We start from the raw sequence: 17,367 nt of genomic DNA, 5'->3' as shown, positions 1-17,367 counted from the left end.
TTCCACAGCCGCCCCCATTTCGTCGTACAACCGCACAAGTTTATGACCCGGTGGACTCGTCTCATCGGACGGACACGGTTCCGTACCGTTTCGCGCAGCGGATACCCTCCGAAGCGTGGCCGACATCCAGATCCCCGCTGACATCAAGCCCGCCGACGGACGCTTCGGCGCTGGCCCCTCCAAGGTGCGGACCGAGGCGCTGGACGCCCTCGCCGCCACTGGCACGTCCCTCCTGGGTACCTCCCACCGCCAGGCGCCCGTGAAGAACCTGGTCGGCAAGGTCCGTGAGGGCATCTCCGAGCTGTTCTCGCTCCCCGAGGGCTACGAGGTGGTCCTCGGCAACGGCGGCTCCACCGCCTTCTGGGACATCGCCACCCACGGACTGATCGAGAACAGGTCCCAGCACCTCAACTTCGGCGAGTTCTCCTCGAAGTTCGCCAAGGCCGCCAAGCTCGCCCCCTGGCTGGCCGACCCCACCGTCGTCGCCGCCGACCCCGGCACCCACCCCGAGGCGCACGCCGAGGCGGGTGTCGACGTCTACGCGTTCACCCACAACGAGACCTCCACCGGTGTGGCCATGCCGATCAGGCGGGTGGCCGGCGCCGACGAGGGCGCGCTCGTCCTGGTCGACGCCACCTCCGGCGCGGGCGGCCTCCCGGTCGACATCGCCGAGACGGACGTCTACTACTTCGCCCCGCAGAAGTCCTTCGCCTCCGACGGCGGGCTGTGGATCGGCGTGTTCTCCCCGGCCGCGATCGAGCGCGCCGAGCGCGTCCACGCCTCCGGCCGGCACGTCCCGGAGTTCTTCAGCCTGCCGACGGCGATCGACAACTCCCGCAAGAACCAGACGTACAACACCCCGGCCCTCGCCACCCTCTTCCTGCTGAACGAGCAGCTCGAGTGGATCAACGGCCAGGGCGGCCTGGACTGGTCCACGGCCCGGACCAAGGACTCCTCGACCCGTCTGTACGGCTGGGCGGAGGAGTCCAAGTACGCCACCCCGTTCGTCACCGACCCGGCCAAGCGCTCGCAGGTCATCGGCACCATCGACTTCTCCGACGAGATCGACGCGGCCGCCGTCGCCAAGGTGCTGCGCGCCAACGGCATCGTGGACACCGAGCCGTACCGCAAGCTCGGCCGCAACCAGCTTCGTGTCGCGATGTTCCCGGCGATCGACCCGGCGGACGTCGAGGCGCTGACGAAGTGCGTGGACCACGTGATCGAGAAGCTCTGACCCCACGGGTACGAGCGCGAGGGCGCCCGGTGCGACAGGCACCGGGCGCCCTTTTCCCGTGCACCACGGGACGGCCGCGTTCCGGTGCCACCGCCCGGCGGCCGCGTTCCCGCGCCACCGCGGGACGGCGCCGGGATCCGCCGTGCCCGGCGGACCGACCCCGCCGAAGGCGGGCGCTCAGCCGCGCCGGCGCAGCAGCCGCAGTCCGAGCAGGACGACCGCGCCCACTGCGACGACGGCGGCCGTGACCTTGAGGCGCCCGCCGCCGCCATCGGTCCCACCGGACGCCGAACCGCCGTTCCCGGAAGGGGATTCGGCGGAGTGGTCACCCGGCGCGTCCTGCGCCTGCACCGAGCTTTTGGCGCCCTCGCTGCCGTACATCAGCCTGGTGCCGTCGGCGGAGTACGTCAGGGACTCCCCCTGCCCCTGCAGGGGGACGTCGAGCCGGCCCTCGCGCTTGATCCGCCCGCCGTTCCAGTCGTAGTAGATCCCGCCGAAGTACCCGCGCACCGCCAGTTGCCCGCCGTCCGGGGAGAAGGCGGCGTCGGTGGCCCACAGGTCGACCGGCGCGACGGGCCGGAAGACGTTCGTCCCTGAGGTGGAGAGCCTCGCGGGCCCCTCGAACAGGTGCCCGCCGTCCTCCTTCTTGTCGATGATGTACACGCGCCCGGTCTTCGGGTGGACGAGCAGCGACTCGGCGTCGCGCGGTCCGTCGGAGTACTTCACCACGTACTGCTCGGCCGTGACCGTCTGGTCCTTCAGCACCTTCGGCTCGGGCAGCCGGTAGATCCACACGTACGGCCATCGGCCGTCGAAGTTGTCCCCGATGTCGCCGACATAGATCTCGTTGTGCGGGCCGATGGAGATGGACTCCACGTCGCGCGGGGAGCCGATGCCGCGCAGGGTCACGGTCGCGACGGTGTTGCCGGTCGCGCTGTCCACGGCGTAGAGGTACGGCCCGTCGTCACTGTCGTTGTGCGTCCAGTAGATGCCGGGGTGCAGCCGGGAGGCGGCCAGGCCGCTGGACTCGGTGATCCTCGGGTCCTTGATGGTGAAACCCCGATCACCGTCTGCGGCATGGGCGGGCAGCGCACAGGCACCCGCGAGCAGGGCCCCGGCAAGCAGGGCGAACGGTCGACGCATGCCCCAAGCCTGCCATTCGGCCCACGGCTCCGGTGCACGTGTCGGGCCTCACATCCCAACGCCCCCGGTGATCGTCCATCATGAGCGGGTGCTCAGGTTCATGCCCGTGGGGGACTCGATGACGATCGGGAGCGCGGGCGAACACACGTGGCGCTACCGTCTGTGGCAGCACCTGCGCGACTCGTACGGCGGCCCGTTCACCCTCGTGGGCCCGCGCGAGGAGCTGTACGACAAGGCGGCCGAGGCACCGGTGTCCTCCGCGTACGCGGAGCCCGACTTCCCCCGGGCCCATCTGGCCGGCTGGGGAGAGGGCTGGCTGCACATGGCGCCGCTGATAGGCGGGGCGGTGCGCGAGCACCGGGCCGACGTGCTGCTGGTCTCCCTGGGCCTGATCGACCTCGGCTTCTACACCAACGCCGAGCAGACGGCGGAGAACGTGCGGGCGTTCGTCGCCGGGGCCCGCGAGGCCCGGCCGCGCGTCCGCATGGTGATGCTGCCGGTGATCCCGAACATCCGCGCCCACGCGGACGAGGCCTTCGCGACCCAGGTCGACCGGTTCAACGTGCTGCTCGCCAAGACGGTGGCCGACCTGGACGAGCCCCGCTCCCCCCTGCTGCTGGCCTCGCCGCCCGAGGCGTACGACGTCCACGCGGACACCTACGACGGCACCCATCCCAACCCGAGCGGCGAGCACCGGATCGCGGAGGCGTTCGCCGCCGCGATGTGGGAGGCCTGGGGCATCGGACAGGCGTACGCGACGGGCACGGGCTGACCTGATTCCGTCGTTTCCCCGTCACCGTGCGTATCGTTGAACCGCGCGGCCGCACTTGTCCACGGGGCGGCCGGGGAGGAGCGCCACGATGACCGTCCTCGAAGACAGGATCGCGATGGCCGACACCGACGCCTGCACCCAGCGTTTGGACGACTGGTTCGAGCGCCTCGAGCGGATGCCCGTCCCCGAAGGATTCAGGGTCGAGATCGTCGGGGGCAACGTCTTCATGACGCCGCAGCGGAACACTCATTGGCAGATCATCTTCCATATCGCGGGCGCGGTCGCGGAGAAGTACGGGATGGACAGGGTCTTCTCGGACGTACGCATCGACTTTCCCGGGCATGAGAACGGCTTCTGCCCGGACGTCGCCCTGCTCAAGAACTCGGCGAAGCCGGACGGCGGCGGCCACTGGCGCCACCAGGACGTCGAGTTCGTCGCCGAGGTCGTCTCAAGGGGCACCGCCGCCAACGACTACGGCCCCAAGAGGACCGCCTACGCCGTCGCCGAGGTTCCCGTCTACGTCATCGCCGATCCCTACCAGGGTCGCTGCCTCGTGTACACCGACCCCAAGGACGGCGACTACGCCGAGCCGGCGAAGGTGGACTTCGGCACCGACATCGATCTGACCGGCACGGTGGTCGACCTCGTCCTGAAGACGGGCGCGTTCCCCCGCGACTGAGGGTTGTCCCGTACTCCCCGGTGGATCAGCGCACGGCGTCGGACGCGGTGCGTCGCAGGGCGGAGGGTCGCCCTCAATACTCGGGCGCGTACGGGCGATCCGGCAGCGCGGCGAGGCGCCGCAGCCCTCGTCGAGTGCCCGCCGGGATGCACCCGGGCCCTCGACCGGTGCGGCGAGCGTGCCCGCCGGGCGCGGCGGCGGAGCGAACCCGGCCTGACGCGGCCGGCTCCCCTTGCTTCGAGCACACTTCAAGCCGTTGGCTGGCTCCATGAAGTACACGCAGCTAGGACGCACGGGACTCAAGGTCAGCCGACTCGTCCTCGGCACCATGAACTTCGGCCCGCAGACGGACGAGGCGGACAGCCACGCCATCATGGACGCGGCGCTGGACGCGGGCATCAACTTCTTCGACACGGCCAACGTCTACGGCTGGGGCGAGAACAAGGGCCGTACGGAATCGATCATCGGCGACTGGTTCGCCCGGGGCGGCGACCGGCGCGACAAGGTCGTCCTCGCCACCAAGGTGTACGCCAACATGGCCGCCGACGGCGAGCCGTGGCCCAACCACGACAAGCTCTCCGCCGTCAACATCCGGCGCGCGGTGGACGCCAGCCTGAAGCGCCTGCGGACCGACCACATCGACCTCTACCAGTTCCACCACGTCGACCGGAACACTCCCTTCGAGGAGATCTGGCAGGCGATCGACGTCCTGGTCCAGCAGGGCAAGATCCTCTACGCTGGCTCCTCCAACTTCCCCGGCTACAAGATCGCCCAGGCCAACGAGATCGCCGCCCGCCGCGGCGGCACCATCGGTCTCGTCAGCGAGCAGTGCCTGTACAACCTCGCCGAGCGCCGCGCCGAGATGGAGGTCGTCCCGGCCGCGCGGGAGTACGGCCTCGGGGTCATCCCCTGGTCGCCGCTGCACGGCGGTCTGCTGGGCGGGGTCATCAAGAAGGAGGTGCAGGGCGGGCGCCGTGCCTCCGGACGGGCCGCCGAGACCCTCGCCGACCCGGCCGCCCGCGCGCGGATCCAGTCCTACGAGGACCTGCTCGACAAGCACGGCCTCGAACCCGGCGAGGCCGCCCTGGCCTGGCTGCTGACCCGGCCCGGCGTCACCGGCCCGATCGTCGGCCCGCGCACCGCCGAGCAGCTCGGGTCGGCGCTGCGGGCCGTCGAACTGGAGCTGGGCGAGGACCTGCTCACCGGCCTCGACGAGATCTTCCCGGGCCCGGGCCCGTCACCGGAGGCCTTCGCCTGGTGAGCCGCGCCCGTCACTGATCGCCTCCGCGGCCGCGCCCGCGCGCCCGGGCCTCACCTGCCGAGCGCGGCCGCGAGGGCGACGACGGCGAACATCAGCACGAGCACAAAGGCCATGATCCGGTTACGGGTCTTCGGGTCCACGTATCCGAGGTTAACCGGCCGCGCCGAGTGCCCAGCGGGCGACCGGCTCGTAGCGGGGCTGCTCGCCGGGCATCCCGGACCTCGGCAGGTGGCTGCGGACGAGGACCAGCTCGTCCACGGTCCAGGTACGGCTGCGGAAGTCGTGCAGCGCCGTCACGTACGGCCGCACGTCCACCGCCGACCGGCTGCGGGCGATCGTCAGGTGCGCCTGGTAGCGGCGGTGCTCCCCCGTCTCGATGCCGCTCCTGCGGGCCGCCGCCTCCGCGCGCCCGGCCAGCAGCCCCAGGGCGCGCAGGTCGCCGTCGGCGCCCGTCCACAGCGCCTTCCCGCCCCCGAACCGGCCGCCGCCGCGCAGTGCCAGCCCGAAGGCCGGGGTGCGGCGCGCCGCGCGCTCCAGGCGGTCCCGCAGCTCCGGCAGCGGCTCCTCGTCGACCTCGCCGTAGAAGGCGAGCGTGAAGTGCCAGCCGGGACGCCCGGTCCAGCGCAGCCCCTCGGCACCGGGCAGCCCGCGCAGCGCGGCCACCTCCCGGGCGAGCGCGTCGGCGACGTCGTCCGGGAGCAGCAGGGCGGCGAAGAGTCTCATGCCGCAAGTCTCCCGCGCACACACCGGCGTGTGCGGATGACCGTGCGTATCGTTGTACCGCGCGGCCGCGTTCGCTCGTGAGGCGGCCGGGGAGGAGCGCCACGGTGACCGTCCTCGAAGACGGGAGACCACGGACCGAAGAAGACCGCCTACGCCGAGGACGGGGTTCCCGTCCACCTCGTCGCCGACCCCGACCGGGGTGAGTGCCGCGTCCTCACCCCTCCCGGGGACGGGCAGGTACGCCCTGGAGGTGAAGGCCGACCTCGGGGAGGAGCTGGACCTCACGGGCACCCCTTCGGTCTCGTCCTCAAGACCGACGAGCTCCCCCGCGGCCGAGTCCCGCTCCTCTCCCGGGTCAGGCCGCCGGGGCCAGTTGCTCCCGGGGGACGAGGCGGACCTGGGGATGACCGCGGTGCCAGCCGACCGAGAGGCGCAGGCCGCCGACGCGGGCGAGGACCAGGCCGATCACGGCGGCGGCCACGGCCGAGATCACTCCGCCGAAGGCGAAGCCGACCCGGGCGCCGTAGGTGTCCGTGATCCAGCCGACGACCGGCGCGCCCAGCGGCGTACCGCCCACGAAGACCATCATGAACAGGGCCATCACCCGCCCGCGCATGGCCGGGTCGGTGGCCATCTGGACCGCCGTGTTGGCGGTGACGTTGACCGTCAGGCCGAAGACCCCGATCGGGACCATGAGCAGCGCGAACAGCCGGTAGGACGGGGCCAGCGCGGCCACCGTCTCCAACGTGCCGAAGGCCAGCCCGGCGGCGATCAGCAGCCGCAGCCGGGCCGTGCCGCGGCGGGCGGCCAGCAGGGCGCCGCCGAGCGAGCCGACGGCCATCAGGGTGTTGAAGAGGCTGTAGGCACCGGCGCCCGCGTGGAAGACGTCGTCGGCGTAGGCCGACAGCCACACCGGGAAGTTGAATCCGAAGGTGCCGATGAACCCGACGAGGACGATCGGCCAGATGAGCTCGGGGCGCCCGGCGACGTAGCGCAGGCCCTCCCGTAGCTGGCCCCTGCCGCGCGGCGCGCGCTCCACGACGTGCAGTTCGCGCGAGCGCATCAGCAGCAGCCCGGCGATGGGCGCGGCGAAGGACAGGCCGTTGGCGAGGAACGCCCAGCCTGTGCCCACGCCGGTGATCATGAGTCCGGCGACGGCGGGGCCGACGAGCCGGGCGGACTGGAAGTTCGCGGAGTTCAGGCTGACCGCGTTCTGGAGCTGGCCGGGGCCGACCATCTCCGAGACGAAGGACTGCCGGGCCGGGTTGTCGACCACCGTGGCGAGTCCGACGGCGAAGGCGGCGACGTAGACGTGCCAGACCTGGACGTGACCGGAGAGGGTCAGGAAGGCGAGCGCGAGGCCGGTCACGGCCATGGCCGTCTGGGTGACCAGGAGGGTGGGCCGCTTGGGCAGCCGGTCGACCAGGACGCCGCCGTACAGGCCGAACAGCAGCATCGGCAGGAACTGCAGGGCCGTGGTGATGCCGACGGCGGCGGAGGAGCCGGTGAGGCTGAGCACCAGCCAGTCCTGGGCGATGCGCTGCATCCAGGTGCCCGTGTTGGAGACGACCTGGCCGGCGAAGAACAGCCGGTAGTTCCGGACCCTCAGCGAGCTGAACATCGAGGACCTGCGGGCGGTGGGGGTAGTAGGGGTCGGTGCGGGGGCGGAAGCTGCTCCGGATCCCGTACTCAAACGAGTTCGCCTCCTTGGGTGGCTTGCTTACAGGTGCGCGAGCTTCTCCAGCACCGGGGCGGCGGCGCGGAGGGTGGCCCACTCGTCCTCGTCGAGGGCGTCGACCAGGCCGGCCAGGAAGGCGTTGCGCTTGCGGCGGCTCTCCTCGAGCATCGCCTCGGCCTGCTCGGTCCGGGTGACGACCTTCTGGCGACGGTCCTCGGGGTGCGGTTCGAGCCGGACCAGTCCCTTGGCCTCCAGCAGCGCGACGATGCGGGTCATGGACGGTGGCTGCACGTGCTCCTTGCGGGCGAGTTCGCCCGGGGTGGCGGTGCCACAGCGGGAGAGGGTGCCCAGCACCGACATCTCGGTGGGGCTCAGCGACTCGTCGACCCGCTGGTGCTTGAGCCGACGGGACAGCCGCATCACGGCGGAGCGCAGGGAGTTCACGGCGGCGGCGTCGACGCCATGGTTGAGGTCCGGCATGTTCCTTAGCGTAACTCATTACCCTCCCTAAGGACCACCCGGAGAGGGGGACACGCGCCCGTGACGCCCGCCACTCGTCCTGTTCATCACCCGTTAGAGTGAGACAATTCCGGAAAGTGACGCACGGGGTGGCCGGATGTGGCCACCCTCGTACGCATGGGGACCACTGTGCTCAGCCTGCGGATAGACGGGGAGCTGCTCGAACGGCTCCGGCACCACGCGGCGAGAAGAGGAATGAGCGTGCAGGACTACGTGGTCCGCACGCTCACTCGGGACGACTTCGACGAACGGTTCCAGACCGCCGTCGAGGAGACGGAGAGGTTCTACGGCGTCACCTGACGCCCGCGCCTCAGGTGAGACCCAGGGCCGGCATCAGGTAGTAGAAGGCGAAGACCGCGGCGACGACGTACATCGCGACCGGGACGTCACGGAACCGCCCGGCCGCCAGGCGCAGCACCACGAACGTGATGAAGCCCATGCCGATGCCGTTGGTGATCGAGTAGGTGAACGGCATCATCATCATGGTCACGAAGGCCGGGACGGCGATGGTGTAGTCCGCCCAGTCGATCTCCTTGACGGAGTTCGAGAGGATCAGGAAGCCCACCGCGACCAGCGCCGGCGTGGCCGCCTGGGACGGGACCATGGTGGCGACCGGGGTGAGGAAGAGGGCCGCCGCGAACAGGGCGCCCGTGACAACGTTCGCGAAACCGGTGCGCGCGCCCTCCCCGACACCCGCCGTGGACTCCACGAACGCCGTGGTGGCCGAGGAGGAGCTGGCGCCGCCCGCCGCGACCGCGACGCCGTCGACGAAGAGGACCTTGTTGATGCCCGGCATGTAGCCCTGGGCATCGGTCAGCTTGGCCTCGTCGCCGACGCCCATGATCGTGCCCATCGCGTCGAAGAAGCACGACAGCAGGACCGTGAAGACGAAGAGGACGCCGGTCAGCACGCCGACCTTGGCGAAGCCACCGAAGAGGCTGAACTGGCCGATCAGCCCGAAGTCGGGGGTGTCCACCGGGTTGCCGGGCCACTCCGGGACCGTCAGGCCCCAGGTGGTCACGTGCGCGACCGAGTTGACGACCAGCGCGAGCACGGTCATCCCGACGATGGAGATCAGGATCGCGCCCGGCACCCTGCGGACGATCAGCGCGAAGGTGAGCAGCGCGCCCAGGATGAAGACCAGTACCGGCCAGCCGGTGAGGTGGCCGCCGACACCGAGCTGGAGCGGGACGGTGGTCTGCGCGGCGTCCGGCATACGGGTGACGAAGCCGGAGTCGACCAGACCGATCAGCATGATGAACAGGCCGATACCGATCGAGATCGCCTTGCGCAGCCCGAACGGCACGGCGTTCATCACCCGCTCGCGCAGCCCGGTGGCGACCAGCAGCATGACCACGAAGCCGGCCAGCACGACCATGCCCATGGCGTCCGGCCAGGACATCCGGGGGGCGAGCTGGAGCGCGACGACGGAGTTCACGCCGAGACCGGCGGCGAGCGCGATCGGCACGTTGCCGATGACGCCCATCAGCAGGGTGGTGAACGCGGCCGTCACCGCGGTCGCGGTCACCAACTGGCCGTTGTCCAGGTGGTGCCCGTACATGTCCTTCGCGCTGCCCAGGATGATCGGGTTCAGCACGATGATGTACGCCATCGCGAAGAAGGTGGCGAGACCGCCCCGGATCTCGCGGCCGAGCGTGCTGCCGCGCTCGGAGATCCGGAAGTAGCGGTCGAGAGCGCCGTAGGCGGGAGTGCCGCCCGGCTGCTCGGGGGCGGGAACCTTGGCAGGTGCCGAGGTGGGCATGAGGACCTCATCACCAGCGGGGTTCCCCCGAGCCCCGTTGGAGTTTCATACGAACAGAAGCGGCCAAAGACAAACGGTTTCAGTATGAACGTATGAACGATAAAACGCCATCTCCGCGCGTAGATCTGATCGCCTCGTAAGCTGTTCCCATGACGAAGTGGACCCCGAAGCACGAGGCGCCGGAGCCCCTGGAGGGGCCCGTGGTCGCCACCATCACCGGCGGCACGATCGTGTGGTTCGTCCTCTTCCTGGTCCAGCTCCCCTTCTACGGCTGGTTCGACGACCACGGCCACCTGTGGTGGCTGTGGACCTGCCTGGCCGGCGGCGGTCTCGGCCTGATCGGCGTCTGGTACGTCCGCAGGCGCGACGCGGCGATCAAGCGGGACGCGGCGCTGAAGGCTGCCACCGCGGGCCGGTAGCGGCAGGGCTCTGCAACCGGCGCAGGACGCCCCTCCTCCCCAGGTCGGATCTTCCGCCACTCGGCAGGTGAAGCCGCAGATCCGCACGTAACGTCGAATGCATGACGCACATCGACGCGGGGGCCGAACTCGACCCGGTGCACCCGGTGGCCCTGCCCGGGGGCCGGTCGGCGGGACTGACCCGGGCCGAGGTCGCCGAGCGCGTCGCGCGGGGCGAGGTCAACGACGTACCGGTGCGCAGCAGCCGCTCGATGGGCGAGATCGTCCGCGCGAACGTCTTCACCCGGTTCAACGCGATCATCGGCGTGCTGTGGCTGGTCATGCTGGTCGTCGCGCCGATCCAGGACAGCCTCTTCGGGTTCGTGATCCTCGCCAACACCGGTATCGGCATCGTGCAGGAGTGGCGGGCCAAGCAGACCCTGGACTCGCTCGCCGTGATCGGCGAGGCCCGGCCCACCGTCCGCCGCGACGGGGCCGCCGTCGAAGTGGCCACGAACGAGATCGTCCTGGACGACCTCGTGGAGACGGGCCCCGGCGACAAGATCGTCGTGGACGGGGTGTGCGCGGAGGCCGACGGCCTGGAGATCGACGAGTCACTGCTCACCGGTGAGGCCGACCCGGTACTCAAACGCCCCGGCGACCAGGTCATGTCGGGCAGCTTCGTCGTGGCCGGCGGCGGCGCGTTCCGGGCGACCAAGGTGGGCCGGGAGGCGTACGCGGCCCAGCTCGCCGAGGAGGCGTCCCGCTTCACGCTCGTCCACTCCGAGCTGCGCTCCGGTATCTCCACGATCCTCAAGTACGTGACCTGGATGATGGTCCCGGCCGCGATCGGCCTGGTCATCACCCAGTTGGTGGTCAAGAACAACAACCTCAACGACGCGGTCGCCCGCACGATCGGCGGCATCGTCCCGATGGTCCCGGAGGGGCTGGTGCTGCTCACCTCCGTGGCCTTCGCCATCGGGGTCATCCGGCTCGGGCGCCGGCAGTGCCTGGTGCAGGAACTGCCCGCGATCGAGGGTCTGGCCCGGGTGGACACCGTCTGCCTGGACAAGACCGGCACGCTGACCGAGGGCGGCATGGACGTGACCGGGCTGCGGGCGCTGAACGGGGCCGCCGAGCCGTATGTGCGCAAGGTGCTCGGTGCCCTCGGCGAGTCCGACCCGCACCCCAACGCCTCGCTCCAGGCGATCATCGACGCCTATCCGGACAGCGAGGAGTGGCGCTGCGTCGAGTCGCTGCCCTTCTCCTCCGCCCGCAAGTACAGCGGTGCCGCCTTCAGCGAGGGCGACGGCGAGGCCAGCACCTGGCTGCTGGGCGCCCCCGACGTACTGCTCCCCGCGGACGACCCCGCCCTGTCCGAGACCGAGCGGCTGAACGAACAGGGGCTGCGGGTCCTGCTGCTGGCCCGGGCCACCCGCGACCTGGACGACCCCGAGCCCGCCCGGGGCGCCCGCCCGACCGCGCTGGTCGTGCTGGAGCAGCGGCTGCGCCCCGACGCCGGCGACACCCTGCGCTACTTCGCCGACCAGCAGGTCCACGCCAAGGTCATCTCCGGTGACAACGCGGTGTCCGTCGGCGCGGTCGCGGCCAAACTGGGGCTGACCGGTACGGCGGTGGACGCGCGCCGGCTGCCGGCCGACCGGCGGGGCATGGCGGCGGCCCTGGACGAGGGGACCGTCTTCGGCCGGGTCACCCCGCAGCAGAAGCGGGACATGGTCGGCGCGCTCCAGTCGGGCGGGCACACGGTCGCGATGACCGGGGACGGCGTGAACGACGTGCTGGCCCTGAAGGACGCGGACATCGGCGTCTCCATGGGCTCGGGCTCGGAGGCGACCCGGGCGGTGGCGCAGATCGTGCTGCTGAACAACAGCTTCGCCACGCTGCCCTCGGTGGTCGCCGAGGGCCGCCGGGTGATCGGCAACATCACGCGCGTGGCGACGCTGTTCCTGGTCAAGACGGTGTACTCGGTGCTGCTTGCGCTGCTGGTGGTGTGCTGGCAGGTGGAGTACCCGTTCCTGCCGCGTCACCTGACCCTGCTGTCCACCCTCACCATCGGCGTCCCGGCCTTCTTCCTGGCCCTGGCCCCCAACAAGGAGCGGGCGCACCCGCACTTCGTCCGCAGGGTCATGCGGTACGCGGTGCCCGGCGGTGTGGTGGCGGGGGCGACGACCTTCGCGACGTACCTGCTGGCCCGGCACTACTACACCGGCCCGGGCTCCCTGGAGGCGGAGACCAGCGCGGCCACCCTGACGCTGTTCCTGATCGCCATGTGGGTCCTGGTGATCATCGCCCGCCCGTACACGTGGTGGCGGATCGCCCTGGTGGCCGCGATGGGCGCGGCCTTCCTGCTGGTCCTCGCCGTACCGGCCCTGCAGGACTTCTTCGCCCTCAAGCTGGTCGGCGTCACCATGCCGTGGACCGCGGTGGCCTTCTCGGCGGTGGCGGCGGCCGCCCTTGAGTTCCTGTGGAAATGGGTCGGCCGCCGCTTTCCGGCTTGAGGTTCAAGTAGCTCGGCAACGACGTCAGGTCGCGCGGCCGTTCGCTTTCGGGCCGGGCTACTTCACGTCGACGTAGTCACCCGTGGCGCTGACCGCCGGGGTGGTCGAGGTGCCCGCGAAGCTGAAGCGCCAGTATCCGTCGTAGAGGGCCGTCGTGGTGGTCTTCAGGTTGCCCGCCGAGTCGGAGTGGACCGTCTTGGCGGTGGTGTACGTGCTCGTGCCCGCCTTGCGGAACTGGAGCTTGACCGGCTGGCTGGTGTAGCCGTGGTACCGGTGGTCCTCCCAGTTGGCCCGGGAGAGTTTGCCGGTGACGGTGAGTGTCTTGCCCTTGTCGCGAGAATGCATTCGGGCCGGATTTTGGGCCCCGAATGCCGCCCCGTTACCCAGGTGGGATGATCCCTTGGCAAAAGTGAGAGAAAACGTTCCGGCCCCGGAAACGGCAGGTTTCCGGGGCCGGAGCGGTGCTGTCTACCTCACGTCGACGTAGTCACCCGCGGCGTTGACCGCCGGGGTGGTGGTGGTGCCCGCGAAGGAGTAGCGGTAGTAGCCGTCGGCCTTGGCCGTGGTGGTGGTCTTCAGGTTGCCCGTGGAGTTGGACGTGATGGTCTTCAGCGTGGTGTAGGTGCTGGAGCCCTTCTTGCGGTACTGCAGCTTCACCGACTGCTTGGTGTAGCCGTGGTACTTGTTGTCCTCCCAGTTGGCCCGGGAGAGCTTGCCGGTGACCGTGATGGTCTTGCCCTTGGTGACCGGCTCCGGGGAGGCGTTGACGGTGAGCTTGGAGTAGCGCTGGACCTTGGTGGTGCCCAGGCCGTCCGTCTCGGAGAAGTCGCCGGTGCTGTACTGCAGGGCCAGCGCGCCGGCCTTCCACGTACCGGCGTCGATGTTGAGCAGGTCGCCCTCGGCCGGGTAGATGTCGACGAGCCCCTTGCAGCTCGCGGTCGTCGCCGAGGTGGCGGAGCAGGTGGCCGCGTTCTCACCCATCAGGAAACCGCCCGTGGACGGCTTGTAGATGAACGGCCCGTTGTCGAAGTCGTCGGAGCCGACGACGTAGTTGTCGCCGTGGGTCATCGTGTAGGTGACCGTGGCGGTGACGTGGTTGCTGACACCGACCTTGACCGCGGAGGCGATCTTGAGGTTCGAGAAGGTGACGCCCAGGTCCGCGGGATCGTCGGCGGCGGCAGCGCTGAAGGCGTTCTTGCCGGACGTGGCGTGCGAGTGGGCCTTCTCGGCCGCGGCCCGGTACGACGGCGCGGAGTCGGCGGCCTGCGCGGCCGGCACGACAAGGGCGGAGAGGGCCAGGGCGCCGGTGACGGCGGCCACGGTGGCACGTATACGCATGCGTTCCCCTGTGTGGAGAGGGTGGGCACGAAATTGCCCAAATGATCGTGGAGTCAGTCGACTCGATGATCAGACCCACCACGCAGGGGAACGGTTGTAGGAATTCTGAAGATTTTGCGAGCGGCTTACGAATCAGCGCTGAACGTCAGTCGAACCAGCGGTCACGGGCCAGTTCCTCCGTCCTCGACGGGTCCTCCAGCAGGGCCGCCACCTCGAAGCGGCGGGGCCACTGGCCGGCCGCCCAGGCCAGGCCCGCCGCGACCCCCTCCAGGGTGGCCGCGTGCAACGTGCCGTCGTCGGTGAGGCGCCAGTCGATCTCGACGCCGTCCACGACCAGTTCCTCGTGCTCCACATAGGTGCCGGGCGTGCGCGGCCCGAGCAGCACCCGCACCGCGTCCGGTACGTCGTGCTCGGCGCCCTCGGAGTCGACCGATCCGGTGACGGACTCGCTCAGCCGCCGCACCTGGAACAGCTCGGCCAGATCGGCGGCCCGGGCCGGGCGGACCGGCAGCAGCGGGACGCCGGAGGTGAAGGGCAGCAGGTCCGGGGAGTCCACGACGACCGCGTCGGCCGCGTCCACCACCTCGGTCCGGCCGTCCACGACCGCCCGCAGCTCGTCCGGCAGGGTCACCTGGTCCGGGTCCAGCTCCGCCAGCGCGCCGTAGAGGCCGTGCAGTTGGACGGGGCTCACGGACCTCTCGGGGTCGGACAGGCGGTCCAGGAGTTCCGCGGCGCCGCCGGGTTCGTCGAGCAGGGCGGCGACGGAGGTCCGCACGCCCAGCGCGCGCAGCACCTGCTCGTCCTCGAAGCCGGTCGCGTCGGCCTCCTCGTACAGACCGTGCAGGAGCGGGTCGCCGCCGGCGGCGAGCAGGCCCGCCGGGCGGCGGCCGTCGAGCACCGGGTGCCCGCGCAGCCACCATGCGGTGTACGGGCGCACCAGCTCGTGCGTGCCGTCGGGCAGCAGGACGCGCACCGGCTGGGTGAGGGCGTCGCGCAGCGGAGGCTGGGCGAGCAGCGCCAGCGCCTGCGGCCACCGGCCGTCGTCCACCAGGTCGAGGTCACGGACGGCGACCAGCTCGGTGGCGACCGGTGGCACGGGTGTGTCCGGGAAGCGGTCGAGCACGTCCTCGCTCCACACGTCCACGGCGTCCAGCAGACCGGCGTCGTCCGGCTCGGCGAAGTCGCCCTCGCGGGGCTCCAGTTCGTCCGGGTCGAGGACGACGTCCGTGGCCCGGACGAGCGCGAAGTCCGCGAGCACGCCGCAGGCGGTGAGCGGCTGCTCGCCCCACTTCTCGGCCAGGTCGCGGTCGACGGCGGCCAGCTCGTCCTCGCGGATCACCCGGGCGAACGGGCTGCCGGACAGCACCAGTTCGCCCGCCGGGGCGAGTTCGCCGTCCTCGTCGGGCAGCGCGAGCGCGCCCAGCCAGGGCTCGTCACCGGGTTCGAGGGCGGCGTCGCGGACGAGCGCGAGGACCGTGTCGGCCAGTTCCTCCGCGTCCGGCGCGTCCTCCTCCCACATCGCCCCGCCCTCGTCGTCCAGCGAGGCCGCGACCGCGGCCCGGACCTGCGGGGTGGTCAGTACCGCGCGCGGGGTCGCGGGCAGCGCGCCCAGCTTCTCCAGCAGCGGGTGGGCGGCGTCCTGGTGCGCGACCTTAAGACCGAGCCGGCCGAGCACGTCCGGGTCGAGGACGGTGGCGTCGGGGCCGGGCAGCAGTACCTGCCGCGGGCCGAGCGTGGTGCGGCCGTCGGCGAGGGGCACCGGCAGCCCCGAGAGCCGGTCGGGGTCGACCCCGGCGAGGCTGTCGTAGAGCCGCCACCACCACGCGGGGTCCTTCTCCAGGCCGGCGAGCCGGTCGACGGCGTCGGCGAGGGGCAGCCGGGCGACCCCCAGGGTGCGCAGCTCCACGCGGCGCTCGAGCCCGGCGGGCAGCAGGGTGGGCAGCACCTCGGCGAGGACCCGCACGGTGTCCGCCCCGGCGCCCTCCACGATCTCGGCGTCCCTCGGCCGCAGCGCCTCGGGGAGGTCGTCGTCCTCCCTGTGGTCGGCGGCCGGGGGCAGGAAGGCGGTGCGCGGCAGCCGCTCCAGGATCGCCTGGCGCAGCGCACCGTCCAGCTCGCCCTTGCCCAGCGGTCCGGGCACCAGGTCGATGGCGCCCTCGGTCACCGGGCGCCACTGGGCGAGCAGTTCGGCGTACGCGTCCGCCGCCCGCCCCACCAGGAAGTCGGTCAGCGGGCCGGGCGCCGCGTGCCGGCGGGTGGTGTCCAGCGGGAAGGACGCGATGAGCAGTGCGGGGACGCCGAGGGGCTCGTCGCTGGGGGTGGGAGCGTGCACGACGGCGGCGGTGCGCGGCCGGACCGGGCGGCCCCGGTCGTCCGCCGGTACCGCCCAGGTCACCGACCAGTGCGGGCGCAGGCGCTCCTCCACCGGCCGGTCGGCGAGCAGTTCGGCGGTGAGCGGCCCGTGCGCGGCGACGGTGTGCCAGCGGGTGGCGCCGTCCCGCGAGTCCTCCACGACGGTGACGGCGTCCTCGGTACGGCGGCGCAGGGTGCGCGGTGCTCCGTCGCCGACCTCGATCACGACCTCGTCGAGGCCGGGCAGGGCGAGGAGCAGGGCGTCGTCCACGGCGTCGAGGAGGCGTTCGGCGAGGTCGGCCGCGGCCGTGTCGCGCAACGGCAGGATGACGGCGGTGTCGTAGGGGTCCGGGGCGGAGCCCTCGGCGGCGAACGGGAGCCGCAGCAGCGGCACGTGTCCGTCCCGGCGCCGGACCTCGTCCCCGAGTCCGGGGCTGTGCCGGGCGGTGTCGGCGGCCAGCGACCGGGCCTCGGCCAGCGACCAGCGGACCCCGCCGTGCCGGCCGACGATCGCCGGCTCGTCGGTGACGGACAGCACGGCGGCGAAGCCCACGCCGAACCGGCCGACGGCGCCGCGGGTGTCATCGGCGCCCCGCTTGGCGGACGCCCGCAGGGTGGACAGCGACTCGACACCGGCCGCGTCCAGGCCGGCGCCGGTGTTCGCGGCGACCAGGACACCGTCGCGCAGAGTGAGGCGCAGCCGCCCCGGCACCTTCGCCCGGGCGGCGGCGTCGGCGGCGTTCTGGGCCAGCTCGATGACGAGCCGGTCCCGGTAGCCGCCGAGGACCAGGTCCTCCTCGGCGTTGGCGTCCTCGCGGAACCGGGCGGGGCTGGTGGCCCAGGCGTCGAGGACACCGCGGCGAAGACGGGCGGTGCCGAAGGGGTCGGCGCCCTCGGTCGCCGGCCGCACGTACTTGCTCACGTTCACTCTCCTCGTCTGCGTGAGGACGAAGGTACAGCCCCGTGAGCGGGTGGCCGTCCGGCCCCGG

General features: G+C 71.4%; 14 protein-coding genes and 1 pseudogene. 7 read left to right on the top strand and 8 right to left on the bottom strand.

Annotated features, from left to right (window positions below):
• Positions 1-115: 115 nt before the first annotated feature.
• On the top strand, positions 116-1,234 hold the full coding sequence (gene serC, locus MXD57_RS03255) for a phosphoserine transaminase (protein WP_250399720.1): 1,119 nt from the start codon (positions 116-118) through the stop codon (positions 1,232-1,234).
• A 177-nt stretch (positions 1,235-1,411) separates the two neighbouring features.
• On the opposite strand, the gene MXD57_RS03250 is transcribed toward serC, so the two are convergent.
• Positions 1,412-2,377, bottom strand: coding sequence for a WD40 repeat domain-containing protein (locus MXD57_RS03250; RefSeq protein ID WP_250399719.1), 966 nt, complete (start codon positions 2,375-2,377; stop codon positions 1,412-1,414).
• 88 nt (positions 2,378-2,465) lie between these two features.
• Between MXD57_RS03250 and MXD57_RS03245 the strand changes: the two genes are divergently transcribed.
• The 3 genes from MXD57_RS03245 to MXD57_RS03235 all read left to right on the top strand — a co-directional run bounded on the left by MXD57_RS03245 (position 2,466) and on the right by MXD57_RS03235 (position 5,089).
• Positions 2,466-3,149 (top strand): GDSL-type esterase/lipase family protein, encoded by a 684-nt coding sequence (locus MXD57_RS03245; protein WP_250399718.1) that lies wholly within the window; start codon positions 2,466-2,468, stop codon positions 3,147-3,149.
• 88 nt (positions 3,150-3,237) lie between these two features.
• Entirely contained in the window at positions 3,238-3,828 is a 591-nt protein-coding gene (locus MXD57_RS03240) for a Uma2 family endonuclease (protein WP_250399717.1), read from the top strand.
• Between the two features lie 268 nt (positions 3,829-4,096).
• On the top strand, positions 4,097-5,089 hold the full coding sequence (locus tag MXD57_RS03235) for an aldo/keto reductase (protein ID WP_250399716.1): 993 nt from the start codon (positions 4,097-4,099) through the stop codon (positions 5,087-5,089).
• A 150-nt stretch (positions 5,090-5,239) separates the two neighbouring features.
• Here MXD57_RS03235 and thpR read toward each other — a convergent pair whose 3' ends face one another.
• The 3 genes from thpR to MXD57_RS03220 form a co-directional block, all read right to left on the bottom strand.
• Positions 5,240-5,812 carry an RNA 2',3'-cyclic phosphodiesterase gene (thpR, locus tag MXD57_RS03230; RefSeq protein ID WP_250399715.1) on the bottom strand — a complete coding sequence of 191 codons (573 nt, stop codon included), beginning with the start codon at positions 5,810-5,812 and terminating at the stop codon, positions 5,240-5,242.
• 355 nt (positions 5,813-6,167) lie between these two features.
• Positions 6,168-7,505, bottom strand: coding sequence for an MFS transporter (locus tag MXD57_RS03225; RefSeq protein ID WP_250399714.1), 1,338 nt, complete (start codon positions 7,503-7,505; stop codon positions 6,168-6,170).
• A 27-nt stretch (positions 7,506-7,532) separates the two neighbouring features.
• Positions 7,533-7,970, bottom strand: coding sequence for a MarR family winged helix-turn-helix transcriptional regulator (locus MXD57_RS03220; RefSeq protein ID WP_250399713.1), 438 nt, complete (start codon positions 7,968-7,970; stop codon positions 7,533-7,535).
• Positions 7,971-8,126: 156 nt separating this feature from the next.
• Between MXD57_RS03220 and MXD57_RS03215 the strand changes: the two genes are divergently transcribed.
• Positions 8,127-8,309: a BrnA antitoxin family protein gene (locus MXD57_RS03215; RefSeq protein ID WP_250399712.1), complete on the top strand. Its 183-nt coding sequence runs from the start codon at positions 8,127-8,129 to the stop codon at positions 8,307-8,309.
• Positions 8,310-8,319: 10 nt separating this feature from the next.
• Here MXD57_RS03215 and MXD57_RS03210 read toward each other — a convergent pair whose 3' ends face one another.
• Complete coding sequence (locus MXD57_RS03210; RefSeq protein ID WP_250399711.1) at positions 8,320-9,771, bottom strand: NCS2 family permease; 1,452 nt, start codon at positions 9,769-9,771, stop codon at positions 8,320-8,322.
• 149 nt (positions 9,772-9,920) lie between these two features.
• Here MXD57_RS03210 and MXD57_RS03205 point away from each other — a divergent pair, with 149 nt between their 5' ends.
• On the top strand, positions 9,921-10,190 hold the full coding sequence (locus MXD57_RS03205; RefSeq protein WP_199210977.1) for a DUF2530 domain-containing protein: 270 nt from the start codon (positions 9,921-9,923) through the stop codon (positions 10,188-10,190).
• 101 nt (positions 10,191-10,291) lie between these two features.
• Complete coding sequence (locus tag MXD57_RS03200; RefSeq protein ID WP_250399710.1) at positions 10,292-12,688, top strand: HAD-IC family P-type ATPase; 2,397 nt, start codon at positions 10,292-10,294, stop codon at positions 12,686-12,688.
• 57 nt (positions 12,689-12,745) lie between these two features.
• On the opposite strand, the pseudogene MXD57_RS03195 reads toward MXD57_RS03200, so the two are convergent.
• From MXD57_RS03195 to MXD57_RS03185, 3 genes and pseudogenes are all read right to left on the bottom strand, one after another.
• Positions 12,746-13,018 (bottom strand): annotated as a pseudogene (locus MXD57_RS03195) (hypothetical protein); the annotation flags it as partial.
• 138 nt (positions 13,019-13,156) lie between these two features.
• A complete protein-coding gene (locus tag MXD57_RS03190) occupies positions 13,157-14,026 on the bottom strand; it encodes a hypothetical protein (RefSeq protein ID WP_250399709.1) in 870 nt (289 codons plus the stop codon).
• 145 nt (positions 14,027-14,171) lie between these two features.
• Complete coding sequence (locus tag MXD57_RS03185; RefSeq protein ID WP_250399708.1) at positions 14,172-17,300, bottom strand: sacsin N-terminal ATP-binding-like domain-containing protein; 3,129 nt, start codon at positions 17,298-17,300, stop codon at positions 14,172-14,174.
• Positions 17,301-17,367: the final 67 nt, after the last annotated feature.

It is taken from the genome of Streptomyces cellostaticus (genome assembly GCF_023630175.1).
GTDB lineage: Bacteria > Actinomycetota > Actinomycetes > Streptomycetales > Streptomycetaceae > Streptomyces > Streptomyces cellostaticus_A.
The sequence above is the reverse complement of the archived record's forward strand: the minus strand, read 5'-3'. Positions and strand labels throughout refer to the sequence as shown.

What these genes read in the sequence shown, in the direction of transcription:
- MXD57_RS03250 (WP_250399719.1), bottom strand. Translation starts at nt 2,377, where the DNA reads ATGCGTCGACCGTTCGCCCTGCTTGCCGGGGCCCTGCTCGCGGGTGCC.
- MXD57_RS03240 (WP_250399717.1), top strand. Translation starts at nt 3,238, where the DNA reads ATGACCGTCCTCGAAGACAGGATCGCGATGGCCGACACCGACGCCTGC.
- MXD57_RS03235 (WP_250399716.1), top strand. Translation starts at nt 4,097, where the DNA reads ATGAAGTACACGCAGCTAGGACGCACGGGACTCAAGGTCAGCCGACTC.
- thpR (WP_250399715.1), bottom strand. Translation starts at nt 5,812, where the DNA reads ATGAGACTCTTCGCCGCCCTGCTGCTCCCGGACGACGTCGCCGACGCG.
- MXD57_RS03220 (WP_250399713.1), bottom strand. Translation starts at nt 7,970, where the DNA reads ATGCCGGACCTCAACCATGGCGTCGACGCCGCCGCCGTGAACTCCCTG.
- MXD57_RS03215 (WP_250399712.1), top strand. Translation starts at nt 8,127, where the DNA reads ATGGGGACCACTGTGCTCAGCCTGCGGATAGACGGGGAGCTGCTCGAA.
- MXD57_RS03210 (WP_250399711.1), bottom strand. Translation starts at nt 9,771, where the DNA reads ATGCCCACCTCGGCACCTGCCAAGGTTCCCGCCCCCGAGCAGCCGGGC.
- MXD57_RS03205 (WP_199210977.1), top strand. Translation starts at nt 9,921, where the DNA reads ATGACGAAGTGGACCCCGAAGCACGAGGCGCCGGAGCCCCTGGAGGGG.
- MXD57_RS03200 (WP_250399710.1), top strand. Translation starts at nt 10,292, where the DNA reads ATGACGCACATCGACGCGGGGGCCGAACTCGACCCGGTGCACCCGGTG.
- MXD57_RS03190 (WP_250399709.1), bottom strand. Translation starts at nt 14,026, where the DNA reads ATGCGTATACGTGCCACCGTGGCCGCCGTCACCGGCGCCCTGGCCCTC.